Source organism: Pseudomonas sp. TH32 (genome assembly GCF_016650855.1).
Lineage (GTDB): Bacteria > Pseudomonadota > Gammaproteobacteria > Pseudomonadales > Pseudomonadaceae > Aquipseudomonas.
This window is the reverse complement of the sequence record NZ_JAEKFA010000002.1, coordinates 3,732,507-3,748,707: the sequence shown is the minus strand read 5'-3', so window position 1 is coordinate 3,748,707 and position 16,201 is coordinate 3,732,507. Positions and strand designations below refer to the sequence as shown.

The following is a 16,201-nucleotide window of genomic DNA, read 5'->3' as shown; positions in this document are numbered from 1 at the left end:
AGAATACGAGGGGTAGGGTATGTCACAGGTAAAAACCGCGAGAAGCTTCTGGCCGGGTTTCAACCAGCGCAAGTTTCTCGATGATTGGGTCATGCTGCTGGCGGCCTTGAGCATCTTTGTGCTCAGTGCCATTTTCATCGACAACTTCCTTTCACCGCTGAATATGCGCGGCCTCGGGCTGGCGATTTCAACGGTCGGGATTGCAGCCTGCACCATGCTGTTCTGCCTGGCGTCGGGGCACTTCGACTTGTCGGTAGGTTCGGTGATCGCCTGTTCGGGCGTGGTGGCGGGGATCGTGATTCGCGACACCGACAGCGTGTTCTTCGGCGTGTCGGCGGCGTTGGCCATGGGCCTGGTGGTGGGGCTGATCAACGGCATCGTGATCGCCAAGCTGCGGATCAACGCGTTGATTGCGACGCTGGCGACGATGCAGATCGTGCGCGGGCTGGCGTATATCTTTTCCAACGGCAAGGCGGTGGGCGTGATGGACGAAGGTTTCTTCGTCTTCGGCAACGGCCAGCTGTTTGGCGTGCCGGTGCCGATCATCATCACCGTGTTGTGCTTTGTGTTCTTTGGCTGGCTGCTGAACTACACCACCTACGGGCGCAACACGATGGCCATCGGGGGCAACTCAGGAAGCGGCGCTGTTGGCCGGGGTGAATGTTGACCGGACCAAGATCATCATCTTTGCCGTGCACGGGGTGATCGGGGCGTTGGCCGGGGTGATCCTGGCGTCGCGCATGACCTCGGGGCAACCGATGATTGGCCAGGGGTTCGAGCTGACGGTGATCTCGGCGTGCGTGCTGGGCGGGGTGTCGTTGAGCGGCGGGATCGGGATGATCCGGCATGTGATTGCCGGGGTGCTGATTCTGGCGATCATCGAGAACGCGATGAACCTGAAGAACATCGACACCTTCTACCAGTACGTGATTCGTGGGTCGATCCTGTTGCTGGCGGTCATTATCGACCGCATGAAACAGCGTTAAGGGGCAGCGGGTTCCTTGCGGTGAGCGGGCTTTTTGTGGCGAGGGGGCTTGTCCCCCGTTGGGCTGCGAAGCGGCCCCAAAGCCATGCAACTCTGATCTGTCTGGAAAAATGGAATGACTCTCTTGGGGCTGCTACGCAGCCCAACGGGGGACAAGCCCCCTCACCACAGAAGCCCACTCGCCACAGTTACCGTGACCGCCCATAATGGCGCCGTTTTCGTACTTCCCAATAGGCCCGATATGCAGGAAAACGCCCACACTCCCGTCAAAGACGCCGCGCCCACCGGCACCCAGACCCTGCTGCGTGGCCTGGGCGTGGTGCAGGCCGTGGCGGCCGGCGCGCGGGATCTCAAGGAAATCGCCAGGCGCATCGGTACCACCCGCAGCACCACCCACCGCCTGGCCAGTTGCCTGGTGGAAGAGCGCTATCTGCGCGTGGTGCCGCAAGTCGGCTACCTGCTGGGGCCCAAACTGATCGAGCTGGGTTTCCAGGCACGGGAAGAATTGCCGCTGGTGAGCCTGGCGGTGCCGTATCTGGATGAGTTGTCGGCGTTGACCGGCGACACCATCCACCTGGCCATTCGCGAATACGACGACGTGCTGTACCTGCACAAAAATCCTGGCCGCAACGGCCCGGAAATGCGCTCGCGTGTGGGCCATCGCATGCCGTTGGCGCGCACCGGGATCGGCAAGGCGTTGCTGCTGGATGACAGCGTGCAAGAGTGGCAGCGCCTGTATGAGGTCAGCCTGCCGGCGGGCGGGAAAAACCTGCAGTGGCCGCAGCACCCCGAGCAGTCCTGGGCGCAGTTTGAACAACGCATGCAGGAGTACGTGGCGGGCGGTTATGCGTTCGATCTGGAAGACAACGAACCGTCGATCCGTTGTGTCGCGGCACCGGTGCGCGATGCCAGCCGGCGAATCGTCGCCGGCATCAGCATCGCCAGTACCGTGCCCTACATGCCGCTGGAAAAAATGGCCGAGCTGATCCCTGTGATCAAACAGGTCGCAGCGCGGCTTTCAGCGGAGTTGGGCGCGAAGGCCTGATCAGGCCTTCAGGGTCGCCATGTCGATCACGAAGCGGTACTTCACGTCACCGGCAATCATGCGGGTGTAGGCTTCGTTGATCTGGCGGATGTCGAGCATTTCGATGTCGCAGGTGATGCCGTGCTCAGCGCAGAAATCCAGGACTTCCTGGGTTTCGGCAATGCCACCGATCAGCGAACCAGCCAGTACCTTGCGGCCCAGCACCAGCTTGGCGGCATTCACGGGCGGGTCGACCGGCTCGATCAAGCCCACGAGGATGTGCACGCCATCAAAGCGCAGCACGTCGAGGTAGGGGTTCAAATCGTGCTGCACCGGAATGGTGTCCAGCAGGAAATCGAAGTGGCCGGCAGCGGCTTTCATCTGTTCAGCATCGGTGGACACGATCACGTGATCGGCGCCCTGGCGACGGCCTTCTTCAGCCTTGCTGGCGGAGCGGGTGAACAGCGTCACTTCCGCGCCCATGGCCTTGGCAAACTTGATGCCCATGTGGCCCAAGCCGCCCATGCCCAGCACCCCAACCTTGTCGCCAGCCTTCACGCCGTAGTGCTTGAGCGGCGAGTAGGTGGTGATGCCGGCACAGAGGATCGGCGCGGCGCTGGCCAGGTCGAGCGTGGCCGGGATCTTCACCACGAAGTGCTCGCTGACGACGATGCTGTCGGAGTAGCCGCCCATGGTGTTGCTGCCGTCGACCCGGTCCGGGGTGGCATAGGTCATGGTCGGGCCTTCGAGGCAGTATTGCTCAAGGTCCGCGTGGCAGGCGTCGCAATGACGGCACGAGTCGACCATGCAGCCAACGCCGACCAGGTCGCCGATTTTATGCGCGGTGACATTGGCGCCGACGGCAGTGACTTTGCCGACGATCTCGTGGCCCGGCATCAGCGGGTACACGGCGATGCCCCATTCGTTGCGGGCCTGGTGGATGTCGGAGTGGCAGACGCCGCAGTAGAGGATTTCGATCGCCACGTCATCGGCGCGCGGGCTGCGACGTTCGAAGGACATGGGGGCGAGGGGAGTGGTGGCCGATTGAGCGGCGTAACCGATAGCGGTGTACATGGAGAAACCTCGCAGGAGCAGTGACAGGTGAGGTGGCGCATTCTCCGCGCCGTGCCTGGGGGCGGCCATGGCGATTGCTCCGAGTCTCATGCCTATTCGTCCGGGAGTGCCCCTGGATTGGATCACTGTGGCGCCAGACCTGCGATGATGGTCACATCCCCTTTTTCGCGAAGTTTTTGCCATGTTGTTGACCCGCCATGTCGACGCCAATGCCGCGTTGGTTGCCCTGATCGAACCGTTGACGCCCCGCGATGGTTTTTCGCCCACGAACCTGGCCGGCGTGCAGGTATTGCGCGCCAGTTGCGACGTGGCGCGGGGCCCGCAGATTTATGAGCCGAGCCTGATGATCGTCGCCCAGGGCAGCAAGGTCGCCTACCTGGGCCCGCGTACCCTGGAATATGGCGCCGGGCATTACCTGATCCAGGCAATGCCGGTGCCGTTCGAATGCGAGACCTTTGCCATGCCCAATGCGCCGCTTTTAGGCGTGACGGTCGGCATTGACCGGGTGGTGCTGGGTGAGTTGGTGATGGCGATGGGTATCCAGAGCGGGCCACCGCCGGCGGCGCAGACGTTGGAGTCCATGAGCTCGGTGGTGCTGGATGACGCCATGCGCGGCTGTGTCGAACGGCTGCTGCAGTGCCTGCACGATCCGCTGGAGAGCCGGATCATGGGCCCGGCGCGGGTGCGGGAATTATTGTTCACGGCGTTGCGTGGGCCACAGGCCGATGTACTGCGGGCGCTGGTGGAGCAGCAGGGGCAGTTTTCACGGGTGGCGACCTCGTTGAACCACCTGCATGCGCATTACGCCGAGCCGCTGAATATCGAGACGCTGGCGGGTTATGCGCACATGAGTGCGTCGACGTTTCATGAGCACTTCAAGCGTTGCACGCTGTTGTCGCCGGTGCAGTACCTCAAGCGCCTGCGGCTGCTCAAGGCCCAGCAGTTGCTGTTGGTGGAAGGCATGGGCGTGGCACAGGCGGCGCATAGCGTGGGGTATCAGAGTACGTCGCAGTTCAGCCGGGAATACAAGCGCTACTTCGAGCGCAGTCCTGGGGATGAGCGGGCGGCCTGATCATCGGGCAATAAAAAGGCCCCCATTCGGGAGCCTTCTGTTCAAGCCAGTGACTTACATGTTCGGGTAAGTCGGCCCGCCCGCGCCTTCCGGTGTGACCCAGGTGATGTTCTGCGAAGGGTCCTTGATGTCACAGGTCTTGCAGTGCACGCAGTTCTGGGCGTTGATCTGGAAGCGCTTCTCGCCGTCTTCCTTGGTGATCACTTCATACACGCCGGCCGGGCAGTAGCGCTGCGCCGGTTCATCGTAGAGCGGCAAGTTGGTGCCGATCGGGATGCTCGGGTCTTTCAGCTTCAGGTGGCACGGCTGTTCTTCTTCGTGGTTGGTACCGGAGATGAACACCGAGCTCAGCTTGTCGAAGCTCAGCTTGCCGTCGGGTTTCGGGTAGTCGATTTTCTTGCTGTCTTTGGCCAGCTTCAGGCAGGCGTAGTCAGGCTTGGTGTCGTGCAGGGTGAACGGCATTTTGCCGCCGAGGATATTCTGGTCGAACCAGTTGAAGCCGGCACCGATGATCGGGCCGAACTTGTGCATCGCCGGGCCGAAGTTACGGCTGGCGAACAGTTCTTCGTAGAGCCAGCTGTTCTTGAAGCTGTCGACGTAAGCGGTCAGTTCATCGCCGCCTTCGGATTCGGCGAACAGGCGGTCGGCCACGGCGTCAGCGGCGAGCATGCCGGACTTCATGGCAGTGTGGCTGCCCTTGATCTTGGCGAAGTTCAGGGTGCCGAGGTCGCAACCGATCAGCGCGCCGCCTTTGAAGACCATTTTCGGCAGCGAGTTCAGGCCGCCTTTGCAGATAGCGCGGGCGCCATAGCTGATGCGCTTGCCGCCTTCCAGGTACTGGGCCAGCACCGGGTGATGCTTGAGGCGCTGGAACTCGTCGAACGGCGACAGGAAGGTGTTGCTGTAGGACAGGTCGACGATCAAGCCGACGACCACCTGGTTGTTTTCCAGGTGATAGAGGAACGAACCACCGGTGTTTTCGGCACTCATGATGTCCAGCGGCCAGCCGGCGGTGTGTACCACCAGGCCAGGCTGATGCTTGGCCGGGTCGATTTCCCAGATTTCTTTCAGGCCGATGCCGTAGTGCTGGGCGTCCGCGTCGCTGTCCAGGTTGAAACGCTGGATCAGTTGCTTGCCGATGTGCCCGCGGCAACCTTCGGCGAACAGCGTGTACTTGCCACGCAGCTCCATGCCCGGGGTGTAGACGCCTTCTTTCGGGTTGCCTTCACGGTCGACGCCGAGGTCGCCGGTGATGATCCCGCGCACCACGCCGTTCTCGTCGAACAGCGCTTCCTGGGCGGCGAAGCCCGGGTAGACTTCCACGCCCAGGTTCTCGGCCTGCTGGGCGAGCCAGCGGCACAGATTGCCCAGGGAGATAATGTAGTTGCCTTCGTTGTGCATGGTCTTGGGCACAAAGAAGTCAGGCACCTTGGTGGAAGCTTCGCTGGAGCGCAGTACATAGATGTCATCACGCACAACAGGTGTGTTGAGCGGGGCGCCGAGTTCTTTCCAGTCCGGGAACAATTCGTTCAGGGCACGGGGTTCAAACACCGCACCGGACAGGATGTGAGCGCCGACTTCGGAGCCTTTTTCGACCACGCAGACGCTGATTTCCTTACCGGCTTCGGCGGCCTTCTGCTTCAATCGGCAGGCGGCAGACAGGCCTGCCGGGCCAGCGCCGACGATGACCACGTCGAATTCCATGTATTCGCGTTCCACAGGCTATCTCCTACTCAAGGCTCAACGGCTTTTTTTCTAATGGGTGGAGGTTCGGTAATTCGTCCCACAATGCCTGCAGAAATCTCATGCAAGGGGCAGGGGACGACCCACCTTTCTCTCTAGGTGGCGCATTATATCTACACCACTCTCAGCGTCCAATACAAACGTTTGTTTGAATTGCCCGCAGGCTAGGTAAATCAAAGAGGCGCGGCTTATGACTGGCTATTTTGCCGTATTGACCAGAATAGGTGTTCCGGTCAATATACGGTCGGTTTTGCGCTTACCGTAGGCAGACTGCAGGTTTCAAGAGCACGTCCAAAAGCAAGACAGGTGACGCGCGCCCAAACGATGGCGCGCAGTTTACACGCTGCGATAAAGAATGACTTCTTGGTCACCACTGACGAACGGTCATCGCTATCCCATTGTTGTGTGAGTCCGTGCCGTTTTTGGAGGTGCCCTTGTGTGCCGATGAGCATCAACCGCCAGGTTCGCCTAGGCGACTTTCTTTTCACCGGAGAGTAACGAGGAATCCATGAAGGTTCTTGTAGCTGTCAAACGCGTTGTCGATTACAACGTGAAAGTTCGCGTCAAGGCGGACAATTCCGGCGTCGACCTCGCTAACGTCAAGATGTCGATGAACCCGTTCTGCGAAATCGCCGTGGAAGAAGCCGTACGCCTGAAAGAGAAAGGCGTTGCGACTGAAATCGTCGTCGTTTCCATCGGTCCGACCACTGCTCAAGAGCAGCTGCGTACCGCCCTGGCGCTGGGTGCCGATCGCGCCATCCTCGTCGAATCCGCTGAAGAGCTGACTTCCCTGGCCGTTGCCAAGTTGCTGAAAGCTGTTGTCGACAAGGAACAGCCATCGCTGGTGATCCTCGGCAAACAAGCCATCGACAGCGACAACAACCAGACAGGCCAGATGCTGGCTGCACTGACCGGTTACGGCCAGGGCACCTTCGCTTCGAAAGTCGAAGTGAGCGGCGACAAGGTTGCCGTGACCCGCGAAATCGACGGCGGCGCGCAAACAGTTTCCCTGAAACTGCCAGCCATCGTCACCACCGACCTGCGTTTGAACGAGCCGCGCTACGCGTCCCTGCCAAACATCATGAAAGCCAAGAAGAAGCCTCTCGAAGTGCTGACTCCGGATGCTTTGGGCGTTTCCACCGCCTCCACCAACAAGACCGTGAAAGTCGAAGCGCCGGCTGCACGCAGCGCGGGCATCAAGGTCAAGTCGGTGGCTGAACTGGTCGAGAAACTGAAAAACGAAGCGAAGGTAATCTAATCATGACTATCTTGGTAATCGCAGAACACGACAACAAGGTTGTGGCCCCGGCCACCCTGAACACCGTGGCCGCTGCCGCCAAAATCGGTGGTGATGTCCACGTCCTGGTCGCCGGCCAAAACGTTGGCGCCGTGGCTGAAGCCGCTGCAAAAATCGCTGGCGTGAGCAAAGTCCTGGTCGCCGACAACGCGGCCTACGCTCACCAGTTGCCGGAAAACGTTGCCCCGCTGGTGGCAGAGCTGGGCGCTGGCTACAGCCATATCCTGGCTGCCGCTACCTCCAACGGCAAAAACATCCTGCCGCGCGTTGCTGCGCAGCTGGACGTTGACCAGATCTCCGAGATCGTTTCGGTAGAAAGCGCCGACACCTTCAAGCGTCCGATCTACGCCGGTAATGCCATCGCTACCGTGCAGTCCACTGCCTCGGTAAAAGTCATCACCGTGCGTGCCACCGGTTTCGACCCGGTGGCTGCTGAAGGTGGTTCGGCTGCGGTTGAGGCGGTTGCGGCTGCTCACGACGCTGGCACTTCCAGCTTTGTTGGCGAAGAACTGGCCAAGTCCGATCGTCCGGAACTGACCGCTGCCAAGATCGTCGTTTCCGGCGGCCGTGGCATGCAGAACGGTGACAACTTCAAGCACCTGTACGCCCTGGCCGACAAGCTGGGCGCTGCGGTCGGCGCTTCCCGCGCTGCCGTCGACGCAGGTTTTGTACCGAACGACATGCAGGTCGGCCAGACCGGCAAGATCGTTGCGCCACAGCTGTACATCGCGGTCGGTATCTCCGGCGCGATCCAGCACTTGGCCGGTATGAAAGACTCCAAAGTGATCGTTGCGATCAACAAGGACGAAGAAGCACCGATCTTCCAGGTGGCTGATTACGGCCTGGTGGCGGACTTGTTCGAAGCCGTACCCGAGTTGGAGAAGCTGGTCTAATCCAGCCGCTTCACTTATAAAGAGCCCGGTCTTTTGACCGGGCTTTTTTTGCCCGGCAATTTTTGAATGGGAGAACCAAGCCATGGAATTGCGCCCCTGGGCTGTACTGCTGGCCCTGTCACTGCTGCCGACCGTGTCGCTGGCGGCCGGCAAGTGTGATCGCCTGGTGATCACCGGCAGCCCGGACGCACCGCCCTACCTGTGGCGTGATCCCCAGGACCCCACGCACCTGATCGGCGCCACCGCCGACATGTTGCAGCAAGTGGCCAAGGACCTCGGGGTGAAAATCGACCTGCTGTACGGCGGCAAGCGCTCTCTGGCGCTGGAAGAGGTGCGCAGCGGGCGCATGGACATCCTCGCCGACGCGCCATTGACCCTCGACGCCCTGGACGCCCTCGACTACATCCACCCGGCGCTGGTGCAAACCGATTACCTGGTCTGGACCCGCAAGGATTCGGCCCTGGCCTACCACCAGGCCAGCGACCTGCAGGGTCACAAGGGCGCGGTGTCGGAGCGGGCGCGCCTGAGCCGCGACTTCGAAACCTTCGCCGGTGAGCAACTGACCCTGCAACGCCTGCCCAGCCTGACCCCGGCGTTCCAGAAGCTGCTGCTGGGGGAAGTGGACTACGTGCTCGCCGGGCGTTATTCCGGCATGGCCATGGCCCAGACCCTGGGCATGAGCAACGACCTGGTGGCGCGCGAAATACCCATCGACCAGCCGGGCCTGTACCTGGCCATTTCCCACAACTCGGCGTGCAACGATCCGTGGTTGCGCGGACAGCTCGCCAAAAAGATGACAGAATTGCCCGCGTCCGGTCTGGCGGAAACCGCGCTGCAGAGCAATCTTGCGCGCTGGAAAGCGCAGTTGCAGCAACCCGTCGGCACCCCAACAAAGTAGGGATTTTCAGTGACTATTCGACCTCTTTTCGCGGCCCTCGCCGTTGTAGCTCTGGCGGGATGTGCAGCCGATCCTGCGCCGAATGAACAAATACGCCTGACCCAGCAAGCGCTGGAACAAGCCAACGCCGTGGGCGCCGTCGCCGATGACTCGCCCGAGCTCAAGCTGGCTGAAGACAAGTTCACCCAGGCCCAGGCCGACATGGCCGATCAATCCTACAAGGACGCCCGCATGCAGGCTGAAGAAGCCGAGCTGGACGCCCGCCTGGCAGAAGCCCGGGTGCTGACCCGCAAAAGCCAGGAGCAACTGAACGTGCTCAACACCCGTATCACCCGCCTGCGCAAGCAACTGCAGTTGGGAGATGCCCAATGAGCCCGTTGATCCGAGGGTTGAGCTGTGTGCTGTTGCTGGGCAGCGCGCTCGGCGGTTGCGCGACCCATCCTGACAGTAACGTCGCGTTGCAACAGGCGAGCAGTGACTTCCAGAAGGTCAAGGAAGATTCGAATGTGCTGCGCATCGCGCCCAAGGACGTGATCCGCGCCGGTGAGTCCCTGGCCCGTGCCGAGCGTTTTTCCAGCTTCTGGGGCAGCGGCGCCGATGTGGCCCATTACGCTTACCTGAGCCAGCGCTACAGCGCGATTGCCCGGGAACACACCGAGCAGGCGCTGAATCAGGAACGCGGGGTCAAGCTGGAGCTGGAACGCCAGCGCCTGCAACTGGCCCTGCGGGAAGCCAAGCTGAGCAGCGTGCAGCAACAGGGCAAATGGCTGGAGGCACAGATCGCCAGCCTGACCACCGTCCAGACCGATCGTGGCCTGGTGATGACCTTGGGTGACGTGCTGTTCGACACCGGCGAGGCAGAGCTGCAAAACTCGGCCAACCGCACGGTGCTGAAAGTCGTACAGTTCCTGCAATTGAACCCCAAGCGCAGAGTGCGCATCGAGGGTTACACCGACAATACCGGTGGCGAGCCGGAAAACCTCAAACTGTCCCGGGACCGCGCGCAGGCCGTGGCGGATGTGCTGAACGACTTGGGCATCGATGAAAAACGCATCCAGGTCGAGGGCTACGGCGATCAGTACCCGGTTGAAGCCAACGCTTCGGAGCGTGGCCGGGCACAGAACCGCCGGGTGGAGATTGTGTTCTCCGATGAGAAAGGCCAGTTGGGCGCCGCCCGCTGAACACCCAGTGTCACAGGAACCCGGGAATCTCCCGGGTTTTTTGTGCCTGCGATTCAGTTCGCCACCCTTACAGTTTTTTCTATCACTGCCGCCCGCGCTCGACTATTGTGGCAACTGTCCCCGTACACTTCTAAACTGTGCCGGTATGTTTCACACAAAAATAAAATACCCGTGAAATCGAGTGCTGCGTCATGACCAATCTGTTGCTTTACCAACGTATCGCCCAGCAACTGGCTGAGGATATTCGCCGCGGTGTCTATCAACCGGGCGAGCGCGTGCCTTCGGTGCGCAAAATGAGCTCCCAGCTCAACGTCAGCCACGCCACCGTGTTGCAGGCCTACGCGAACCTGGAAGACCAGGGCTTGATTCGCGCGCGGCCGCAGTCCGGGTACTACGTGCACCAGACGCCGGCGCTTACCGCGCCCACGCCGGACATCGCACGGGTCGAGCGTCCAGGGTTGGTCACCCGCAGCAGCATCATTCAACAGGTGTTGGTGGAATCCCGCCGCGAAGGCGTGTTCCCACTGGGCGCCGCCGTACCCAGTGTCGACTATTTGCCTGTACGGGCGCTGCACCAGCAACTGGCCAAGGTCACACGCTTCCAGAGCCCGCGGGCGTTCAGCTACATGTTCAGCCCCGGTTTTGAACCGCTGCGGCGCCAGGTGGCAATCCGCATGCGCGATGCCGGTGTGGTGGTCGACCCGTCCGAAGTGGTGATCACCCACGGGTGCGTGGACGCGTTGCAGATGTCGTTGCGGGTGCTGACGCGGCCGGGCGACTTAATCGCCGCCGAGTCGCCAACGTATTACGGCCTGCTGCAACTGGCGGATCTGCTCGGCCTCAAAGTTATCGAAATCCCCAGCGACCCAGCCACCGGCATGAGCCTGGAAGCCCTGCAACTGGCGGCCAACCAATGGTCGATCAAGGCCTTGGTGCTGACCACACGCCTGAGCAACCCGTTGGGCGGCACCATGCCCGAAGAGCGGCAGAAACAACTGCTGCGCCTGGCCTCGGATTTCGATATCCAGGTGGTTGAAGACGATATCTACGGCGAGCTGATGTTCGAGCTGGGCCGCACCAAGGCCCTGAAAGCCTACGACCGCCTGGACCGGGTCATCTACTGCTCCAGCTTCTCCAAGACCTTGTCACCGGGCATCCGCATCGGCTGGATGATCGCCGGCAAGTACCAGCAGGAAATCCAGCGCCTGCAAATGTTCAGCACCCATTCGGCTTGCAGCGTGACCCAGATGGGCACGGCGGCCTACCTGGAAAACGGCGGTTATGACCGGCATTTGCGCTATATCCGCCAGGAATACCGCAAAAATCTCAGCGCCTTCCAGTTGGCGGTGCAGCAGTACTTTCCCGAAGGCACGCAGATGACCCGTCCGACCGGCGGTTTTATCCTGTGGGTCAGTTTGCCCGGGCGGGTCAATACCCAGGAACTGCACGTGCGCGCCTTGCAGCAGGGCATCAGCATTGCACCGGGGCTGATCTTCAGTAATACGGAACAGTTCAACCACTGTATTCGCCTGAACTGCGGTACACCGTGGAACCGCGAGGCCGAGCGCGCGTTGATGACCCTCGGCATGCTGGCGAGCCAGTTGTGCCAGGAGACTGCGGCAGGCTTTTGAGGCGTGGAAAGGGGACATAAAGGGTAGCTGGCTATTTAGCATGCTTGTCATGCTGGCCCCAACAAGCGAGCATATGGCCTTCTGCCGTTAATGCTGCTGGCGATATGACTTATACCTTTCCTGCTGCACTGCTGATCTGCGTGTTAAGCCTGTGTAACGCGGGTGCCGTCCTGGCGGCGCCTGCCAGTGAAACAGCGCCTGCTGCCAGCACCCAGCAAAAGGCGCCGGCGAAAAAAGCCGCCCCGGCCAAGAAGGCGCCGGTGGCGAAGAAAGCACCGGCAAAGAAAGCCGCACCGACCAAAAAGCGTGCGCCTATCGCCAGCAAATCAAAATCAGCCCACGAAGTCGCCAAGACTCAGTTACCGCCTGCAGAGCTGGATTTGAGCCTGCCGTCGAACATGGTTCGCCATCTGCAGCCCCTCGGTACCATGCCGCAACCGAAGAATGTGCCGCTGTTGCCGCCGATGTTTGCCGAAAAGCCCACCGATAACAGCGCGTTCCAGATCAACGGGCGCCTGCTCAGCAATGAAATGCAGCTGCAACTGCGCAACGAAGAACGGCGCGAAGTGGAAGGCGCGGCGCTGGATTTCCAGTTCAAGCAATAAACCCGACGAGTAAAAGTGACGCGTACCCCTGACCTTCTGTCGCAGACTGGTCAGTCACTTTTGTTTTCGGTTAAAAACCCCTGTTAAGCCAATTTAAAACGTCTGTTTAAGGGCGTAGTCTTACGTGGCCATCAACACTGAGTTGTCGAGGATCTGTTCGTCATGAAATGCCGTGAAGGCTGTGGCGCTTGCTGCATTGCCCCATCCATCAGCTCTCCATTGCCGGGAATGCCTGCCGGCAAACCAGCCGGCGAACGCTGCCTGCATCTGTCGGTCGAACAACTGTGCCAGTTGTTTGGCCAGCCTGAGCGGCCGGCGGTGTGCAGTTCGTTCCAGGCGGATCTCGAGGTCTGTGGCAACAGCCAGGAAGAAGCGATCAGGTTGATCGGCTGGTGGGAACAGATGACGGCGGCTTAGTGGGCTGTTCAAAGTACTGAACTTCAACAATAAGGAATAAGACCATGGGTTCACTGAAACGAGTTGCGGTGTTGTGCGGTTTTAGCGTTTTGTTTGCGGCTGCTGCACACGCTGAAGATTGGCAGACCGCCAAGGATGAAGACGGTATCAAAGTCTCCTTGAGTGAAATCGCCGGCTCCAAGTACAAGGCTTATCGCGGTGTGACCACCATCAAGGCTCCGCTGGCCAAGATCCAGGCATTGCAGGAAGACGTGGCGGGGGCCTGTTCCTGGATCCACGAATGCAAGTCGCAAAAACTCCTCAAGCAGGAAGGCGACAAGAGCTGGACCTACACCCAGTTCAAGGCACCGTTCCCGGTGACCGATCGTGACTCGATCCTGGAAATCACCACCACCAAGGCCGCCGACGGCACGGTGACCCGCAAGCTGTTGGAAGTGCCGACCTACCAGCCCGAAGTCAAAGGCTATGTGCGTGTGGCCCAGGTCGACGGCTACTGGAAACTGGTGCCTAAGGGCGACAACCTGACCGAAGTGACCTACCAGGTGCACACCGAGCCAGGTGGCAGCGTACCGTCGTGGTTGGCCAACAAGTTTGTGGTGGACGCACCGTTCAACACCTTGAAAGCCCTGAAAGAACACGCTGAGAAGTAACAGCAGCTGATCAGGTGCCTCCGGCCTTGAGTGGAACGAATTCCAAGCCCTCAAGGTCCAGATAGAGGTAAGCCCACCCATGGGTTTTATCGAGGAGGCACTGATGCAAACGTGGAAAATTACCTTCGTTGATGATCATGGCGTGCAGTCCGTGGAGCAGTTCGTCTGCGGCGAAAGACCCAGCCTGGAAGAGGCTGCCCATATGATCCGTGCAAAGTTGCTCCCAGTGGCCGCTGAACTGGACCTCAACGACCTGGAAGGCCGCACGGCCGAGCCCACGGTAAAAAGCCTGAAAGACCAGAACAGTATTCAAATCCTCGACATTTCTCCCGCCGCCTGAACATTCCCTGTACGTCTTTAAACAGCCTCTGGTGGAGCTGATAGCTTCGCGCTACTCTGCAAGGGAGATCAGCGAATGAATCGCTAAGGTCTGGTCTTGTCAGCTACATGCTTGTCTCCCGGCGGCGACGTCATTGCCGTAACACCCGCGCCCTTGCAGCGCGGGCCTTGGGAAGCACGGAAAGTCTATCCATCGGTTTGAGGAGGACGTTTCATGAGCACAGCCTATCAAGAAGACATCAGCACCAACGTGTTGCGCCGCATGAAAGAGGGCGGCTTTGACTTCTCGCGTTTCCACCCCATCGAGTTCTACGCCATTTTCCCGGATGAGGAACGTGCGCGGCGGGCTGCGGGTCGGTTTCGTGGGGAATCCCTGAATGCCCAGGTCAGCGCGCGGGATGACGGCGCCTGGTACCTGGAACTGAGCAAAATCATGTTCGCCACCTACGACGGCATAGGAGACTTCGAGCAGGACTTTGAGGCGGTGGTCGAGCCCTTGGGCGGGATCATTGAGGGATGGGGCGTGAAACAGGAGGTGCGTGGGTTACCCATGTAGCGACATGAGCAACAACACAGCGTATCGGCTGACCTTTGGGTCGGCCGTTTTTGTTTCTGGCGCGGGAAAAATCCTGCGCAAAAAAAAGCCACCCGAGCAGGGTGGCCAAAGGGAAGATCGCAAAGGAGGAGAGCGATTCGGTACAAGCGGTAGTGCGCAATGGATGAGGCTGTAGGACGCGTCCTGTTCAGCTGATGGGGGTGATTATCCCCAGGGTTTGCCGGGCAGTGAAATCAACTCTGACTATGCTGTTGATAGTCAGGGCCTGCATTGCAATGAGGCGCCGCCCATGACAGCGGGCATTTGCTGCACCGGGACGGTGCGGTGCGGGCTGGACCTATATCCAACTGATTGATACTTAAGTGTTTATGCCGCTGGCACGGGCCTTGCGATGGTTCTTGCGTCCGGGTGACAAGGAGTACGGCATGATCCGCACTTATTATGATGAGATGTACGACGGGGCAGGGCAGGTGCGCCCCCATTACCGCGAGTTCGCCCGCTGGTTGGCCGAGACGCCCCCTGAATTACTGGCCCAGCGCCGGCGCGAAGCCGATTTGCTGTTTCACCGGGCCGGTATCACCTTCACCCTGTATGGCGACGAGCAAGGCACCGAGCGCCTGATTCCCTTTGACACGATCCCCCGCAGCATCCCGGCCAGTGAATGGCGGATCGTCGAGCGCGGCTGCATCCAGCGGGTCAAGGCGCTGAACATGTTCCTCGCCGACCTGTACCACGAACAACGCATCATCAAGGCCGGGATCATCCCCGCCGAGCAAGTCCTGGCCAACGAGCAGTACCAGTTGGCAATGCAGGGCCTGGACCTGCACCGCGACATCTATTCCCACATCTCCGGCGTCGATCTCGTACGCGATGGCGACGGCACTTACTACGTCCTCGAAGACAACCTGCGCACCCCCAGCGGCGTCAGCTACATGCTCGAAGACCGCAAAATGATGATGCGCCTGTTCCCCGAACTGTTTGCCGCCCAGCGCATCGCGCCGATCGATCACTACCCCAACCTGTTGCTCGACACCCTGAAAAGCTCCAGCCCGCTGGATAACCCCAGTGTGGTGGTGCTGACGCCTGGGCGTTTCAACAGCGCGTTCTTCGAGCATGCGTTCCTGGCTCGGGAAATGGGCGTGGAACTGGTGGAAGGCGCCGACCTGTTCGTGCGCGATGACCGTGTGTTCATGCGCACCACCGACGGGCCCAAGGCGGTCGACGTGATTTACCGCCGCCTCGACGACGCGTTCCTCGACCCGCTGGCCTTCAACCCGGATTCCATGCTCGGCGTGCCGGGCCTGCTGGCGGCGTATCGCTCGGGCAATGTGGTACTGGCGAATGCCATTGGCACCGGGGTAGCGGATGACAAATCGGTGTACCCCTTCGTCACCGAGATGATCCGTTTTTACCTGGATGAAGAGCCGATCCTGAAGAACGTTCCGACGTTCCAGTGCCGTAATCCCAGCGAACTGTCCCACGTGCTGGCCAACCTTCCGGAACTGGTGGTGAAGGAAACCCAGGGTTCCGGTGGCTATGGCATGTTGGTCGGCCCGGCAGCCTCGGCGGCGGAAATCGAAGCCTTCCGTGCACGCATCAAGGCCAAGCCCCATGCCTACATCGCGCAGCCAACGCTGTGCCTGTCGACCTGCCCGACCTTTGTCGAAAACGGCATCGCCCCACGCCATATCGACCTGCGCCCATTCGTGCTGCAAGGCAAGGAAACCCGGGTGGTCCCCGGCGGCCTGACTCGTGTGGCGCTGCGGGAAGGCTCGTTGGTGGTCAACTCGTCCCAGGGCGGCGGCACTAAAGACACCTGGGTGGTCGAGGATTGAA

The 16,201-nt window shown here is 60.5% G+C and carries 16 protein-coding genes and 1 pseudogene; 15 read left to right on the top strand and 2 right to left on the bottom strand.

Annotation, left to right across the window (positions count from 1 at the left end):
* Positions 1–19: 19 nt before the first annotated feature.
* Together araH and JFV30_RS20695 are read left to right on the top strand one after the other, a co-directional pair.
* Positions 20–986, top strand: a pseudogene (gene araH / locus JFV30_RS20700) (L-arabinose ABC transporter permease AraH).
* A 240-nt stretch (positions 987–1,226) separates the two neighbouring features.
* Positions 1,227–2,030 (top strand): IclR family transcriptional regulator, encoded by an 804-nt coding sequence (locus tag JFV30_RS20695; RefSeq protein WP_169385997.1) that lies wholly within the window; start codon positions 1,227–1,229, stop codon positions 2,028–2,030.
* Here JFV30_RS20695 and JFV30_RS20690 read toward each other — a convergent pair whose 3' ends face one another.
* Complete coding sequence (locus tag JFV30_RS20690) at positions 2,031–3,083, bottom strand: NAD(P)-dependent alcohol dehydrogenase (RefSeq protein ID WP_201126224.1); 1,053 nt, start codon at positions 3,081–3,083, stop codon at positions 2,031–2,033.
* A gap of 181 nt (positions 3,084–3,264) precedes the next feature.
* Here JFV30_RS20690 and JFV30_RS20685 point away from each other — a divergent pair, with 181 nt between their 5' ends.
* Complete coding sequence (locus JFV30_RS20685; RefSeq protein WP_201125063.1) at positions 3,265–4,155, top strand: AraC family transcriptional regulator; 891 nt, start codon at positions 3,265–3,267, stop codon at positions 4,153–4,155.
* 54 nt (positions 4,156–4,209) lie between these two features.
* Here JFV30_RS20685 and JFV30_RS20680 read toward each other — a convergent pair whose 3' ends face one another.
* Positions 4,210–5,874 (bottom strand): electron transfer flavoprotein-ubiquinone oxidoreductase, encoded by a 1,665-nt coding sequence (locus JFV30_RS20680; protein WP_008434918.1) that lies wholly within the window; start codon positions 5,872–5,874, stop codon positions 4,210–4,212.
* Between the two features lie 532 nt (positions 5,875–6,406).
* On the opposite strand from JFV30_RS20680, the gene JFV30_RS20675 reads away from it, so the two are divergent.
* The 12 genes from JFV30_RS20675 to JFV30_RS20620 all read left to right on the top strand — a co-directional run bounded on the left by JFV30_RS20675 (position 6,407) and on the right by JFV30_RS20620 (position 16,200).
* Positions 6,407–7,156 (top strand): electron transfer flavoprotein subunit beta/FixA family protein, encoded by a 750-nt coding sequence (locus JFV30_RS20675; RefSeq protein WP_004371224.1) that lies wholly within the window; start codon positions 6,407–6,409, stop codon positions 7,154–7,156.
* A 2-nt stretch (positions 7,157–7,158) separates the two neighbouring features.
* The gene (locus JFV30_RS20670) at positions 7,159–8,088 is read left to right on the top strand and encodes an electron transfer flavoprotein subunit alpha/FixB family protein (protein ID WP_169385996.1); all 930 of its coding nucleotides are present in this window, start codon (positions 7,159–7,161) and stop codon (positions 8,086–8,088) included.
* 82 nt (positions 8,089–8,170) lie between these two features.
* Complete coding sequence (locus JFV30_RS20665) at positions 8,171–8,986, top strand: substrate-binding periplasmic protein (RefSeq protein WP_201125062.1); 816 nt, start codon at positions 8,171–8,173, stop codon at positions 8,984–8,986.
* A gap of 9 nt (positions 8,987–8,995) precedes the next feature.
* A complete protein-coding gene (locus tag JFV30_RS20660) occupies positions 8,996–9,358 on the top strand; it encodes a DUF4398 domain-containing protein (protein ID WP_010165943.1) in 363 nt (120 codons plus the stop codon).
* Positions 9,355–10,167, top strand: coding sequence for an OmpA family protein (locus JFV30_RS20655; RefSeq protein WP_201125061.1), 813 nt, complete (start codon positions 9,355–9,357; stop codon positions 10,165–10,167). The genes JFV30_RS20660 and JFV30_RS20655 overlap by 4 nt, the downstream gene beginning before the upstream one ends.
* Before the next feature lie 191 nt (positions 10,168–10,358).
* Positions 10,359–11,798 (top strand): aminotransferase-like domain-containing protein, encoded by a 1,440-nt coding sequence (locus tag JFV30_RS20650; protein WP_008434911.1) that lies wholly within the window; start codon positions 10,359–10,361, stop codon positions 11,796–11,798.
* A gap of 104 nt (positions 11,799–11,902) precedes the next feature.
* Positions 11,903–12,403, top strand: coding sequence for a hypothetical protein (locus tag JFV30_RS20645; RefSeq protein ID WP_010165948.1), 501 nt, complete (start codon positions 11,903–11,905; stop codon positions 12,401–12,403).
* 162 nt (positions 12,404–12,565) lie between these two features.
* Positions 12,566–12,820: a YkgJ family cysteine cluster protein gene (locus JFV30_RS20640; RefSeq protein WP_201125060.1), complete on the top strand. Its 255-nt coding sequence runs from the start codon at positions 12,566–12,568 to the stop codon at positions 12,818–12,820.
* A 44-nt stretch (positions 12,821–12,864) separates the two neighbouring features.
* A complete protein-coding gene (locus JFV30_RS20635) occupies positions 12,865–13,470 on the top strand; it encodes an START domain-containing protein (protein ID WP_010165952.1) in 606 nt (201 codons plus the stop codon).
* A 103-nt stretch (positions 13,471–13,573) separates the two neighbouring features.
* Positions 13,574–13,810: a hypothetical protein gene (locus tag JFV30_RS20630; RefSeq protein ID WP_029615722.1), complete on the top strand. Its 237-nt coding sequence runs from the start codon at positions 13,574–13,576 to the stop codon at positions 13,808–13,810.
* Between the two features lie 213 nt (positions 13,811–14,023).
* The gene (locus JFV30_RS20625) at positions 14,024–14,365 is read left to right on the top strand and encodes a ribonuclease E inhibitor RraB (protein WP_003193463.1); all 342 of its coding nucleotides are present in this window, start codon (positions 14,024–14,026) and stop codon (positions 14,363–14,365) included.
* Positions 14,366–14,790: 425 nt separating this feature from the next.
* Positions 14,791–16,200 carry a circularly permuted type 2 ATP-grasp protein gene (locus tag JFV30_RS20620; protein WP_010165963.1) on the top strand — a complete coding sequence of 470 codons (1,410 nt, stop codon included), beginning with the start codon at positions 14,791–14,793 and terminating at the stop codon, positions 16,198–16,200.
* Position 16,201: the final 1 nt, after the last annotated feature.

What these genes read in the sequence shown, in the direction of transcription:
- JFV30_RS20695 (WP_169385997.1), top strand. Translation starts at nt 1,227, where the DNA reads ATGCAGGAAAACGCCCACACTCCCGTCAAAGACGCCGCGCCCACCGGC.
- JFV30_RS20690 (WP_201126224.1), bottom strand. Translation starts at nt 3,083, where the DNA reads ATGTACACCGCTATCGGTTACGCCGCTCAATCGGCCACCACTCCCCTC.
- JFV30_RS20685 (WP_201125063.1), top strand. Translation starts at nt 3,265, where the DNA reads ATGTTGTTGACCCGCCATGTCGACGCCAATGCCGCGTTGGTTGCCCTG.
- JFV30_RS20675 (WP_004371224.1), top strand. Translation starts at nt 6,407, where the DNA reads ATGAAGGTTCTTGTAGCTGTCAAACGCGTTGTCGATTACAACGTGAAA.
- JFV30_RS20670 (WP_169385996.1), top strand. Translation starts at nt 7,159, where the DNA reads ATGACTATCTTGGTAATCGCAGAACACGACAACAAGGTTGTGGCCCCG.
- JFV30_RS20665 (WP_201125062.1), top strand. Translation starts at nt 8,171, where the DNA reads ATGGAATTGCGCCCCTGGGCTGTACTGCTGGCCCTGTCACTGCTGCCG.
- JFV30_RS20655 (WP_201125061.1), top strand. Translation starts at nt 9,355, where the DNA reads ATGAGCCCGTTGATCCGAGGGTTGAGCTGTGTGCTGTTGCTGGGCAGC.
- JFV30_RS20650 (WP_008434911.1), top strand. Translation starts at nt 10,359, where the DNA reads ATGACCAATCTGTTGCTTTACCAACGTATCGCCCAGCAACTGGCTGAG.
- JFV30_RS20645 (WP_010165948.1), top strand. Translation starts at nt 11,903, where the DNA reads ATGACTTATACCTTTCCTGCTGCACTGCTGATCTGCGTGTTAAGCCTG.
- JFV30_RS20640 (WP_201125060.1), top strand. Translation starts at nt 12,566, where the DNA reads ATGAAATGCCGTGAAGGCTGTGGCGCTTGCTGCATTGCCCCATCCATC.
- JFV30_RS20635 (WP_010165952.1), top strand. Translation starts at nt 12,865, where the DNA reads ATGGGTTCACTGAAACGAGTTGCGGTGTTGTGCGGTTTTAGCGTTTTG.
- JFV30_RS20630 (WP_029615722.1), top strand. Translation starts at nt 13,574, where the DNA reads ATGCAAACGTGGAAAATTACCTTCGTTGATGATCATGGCGTGCAGTCC.
- JFV30_RS20625 (WP_003193463.1), top strand. Translation starts at nt 14,024, where the DNA reads ATGAGCACAGCCTATCAAGAAGACATCAGCACCAACGTGTTGCGCCGC.
- JFV30_RS20620 (WP_010165963.1), top strand. Translation starts at nt 14,791, where the DNA reads ATGATCCGCACTTATTATGATGAGATGTACGACGGGGCAGGGCAGGTG.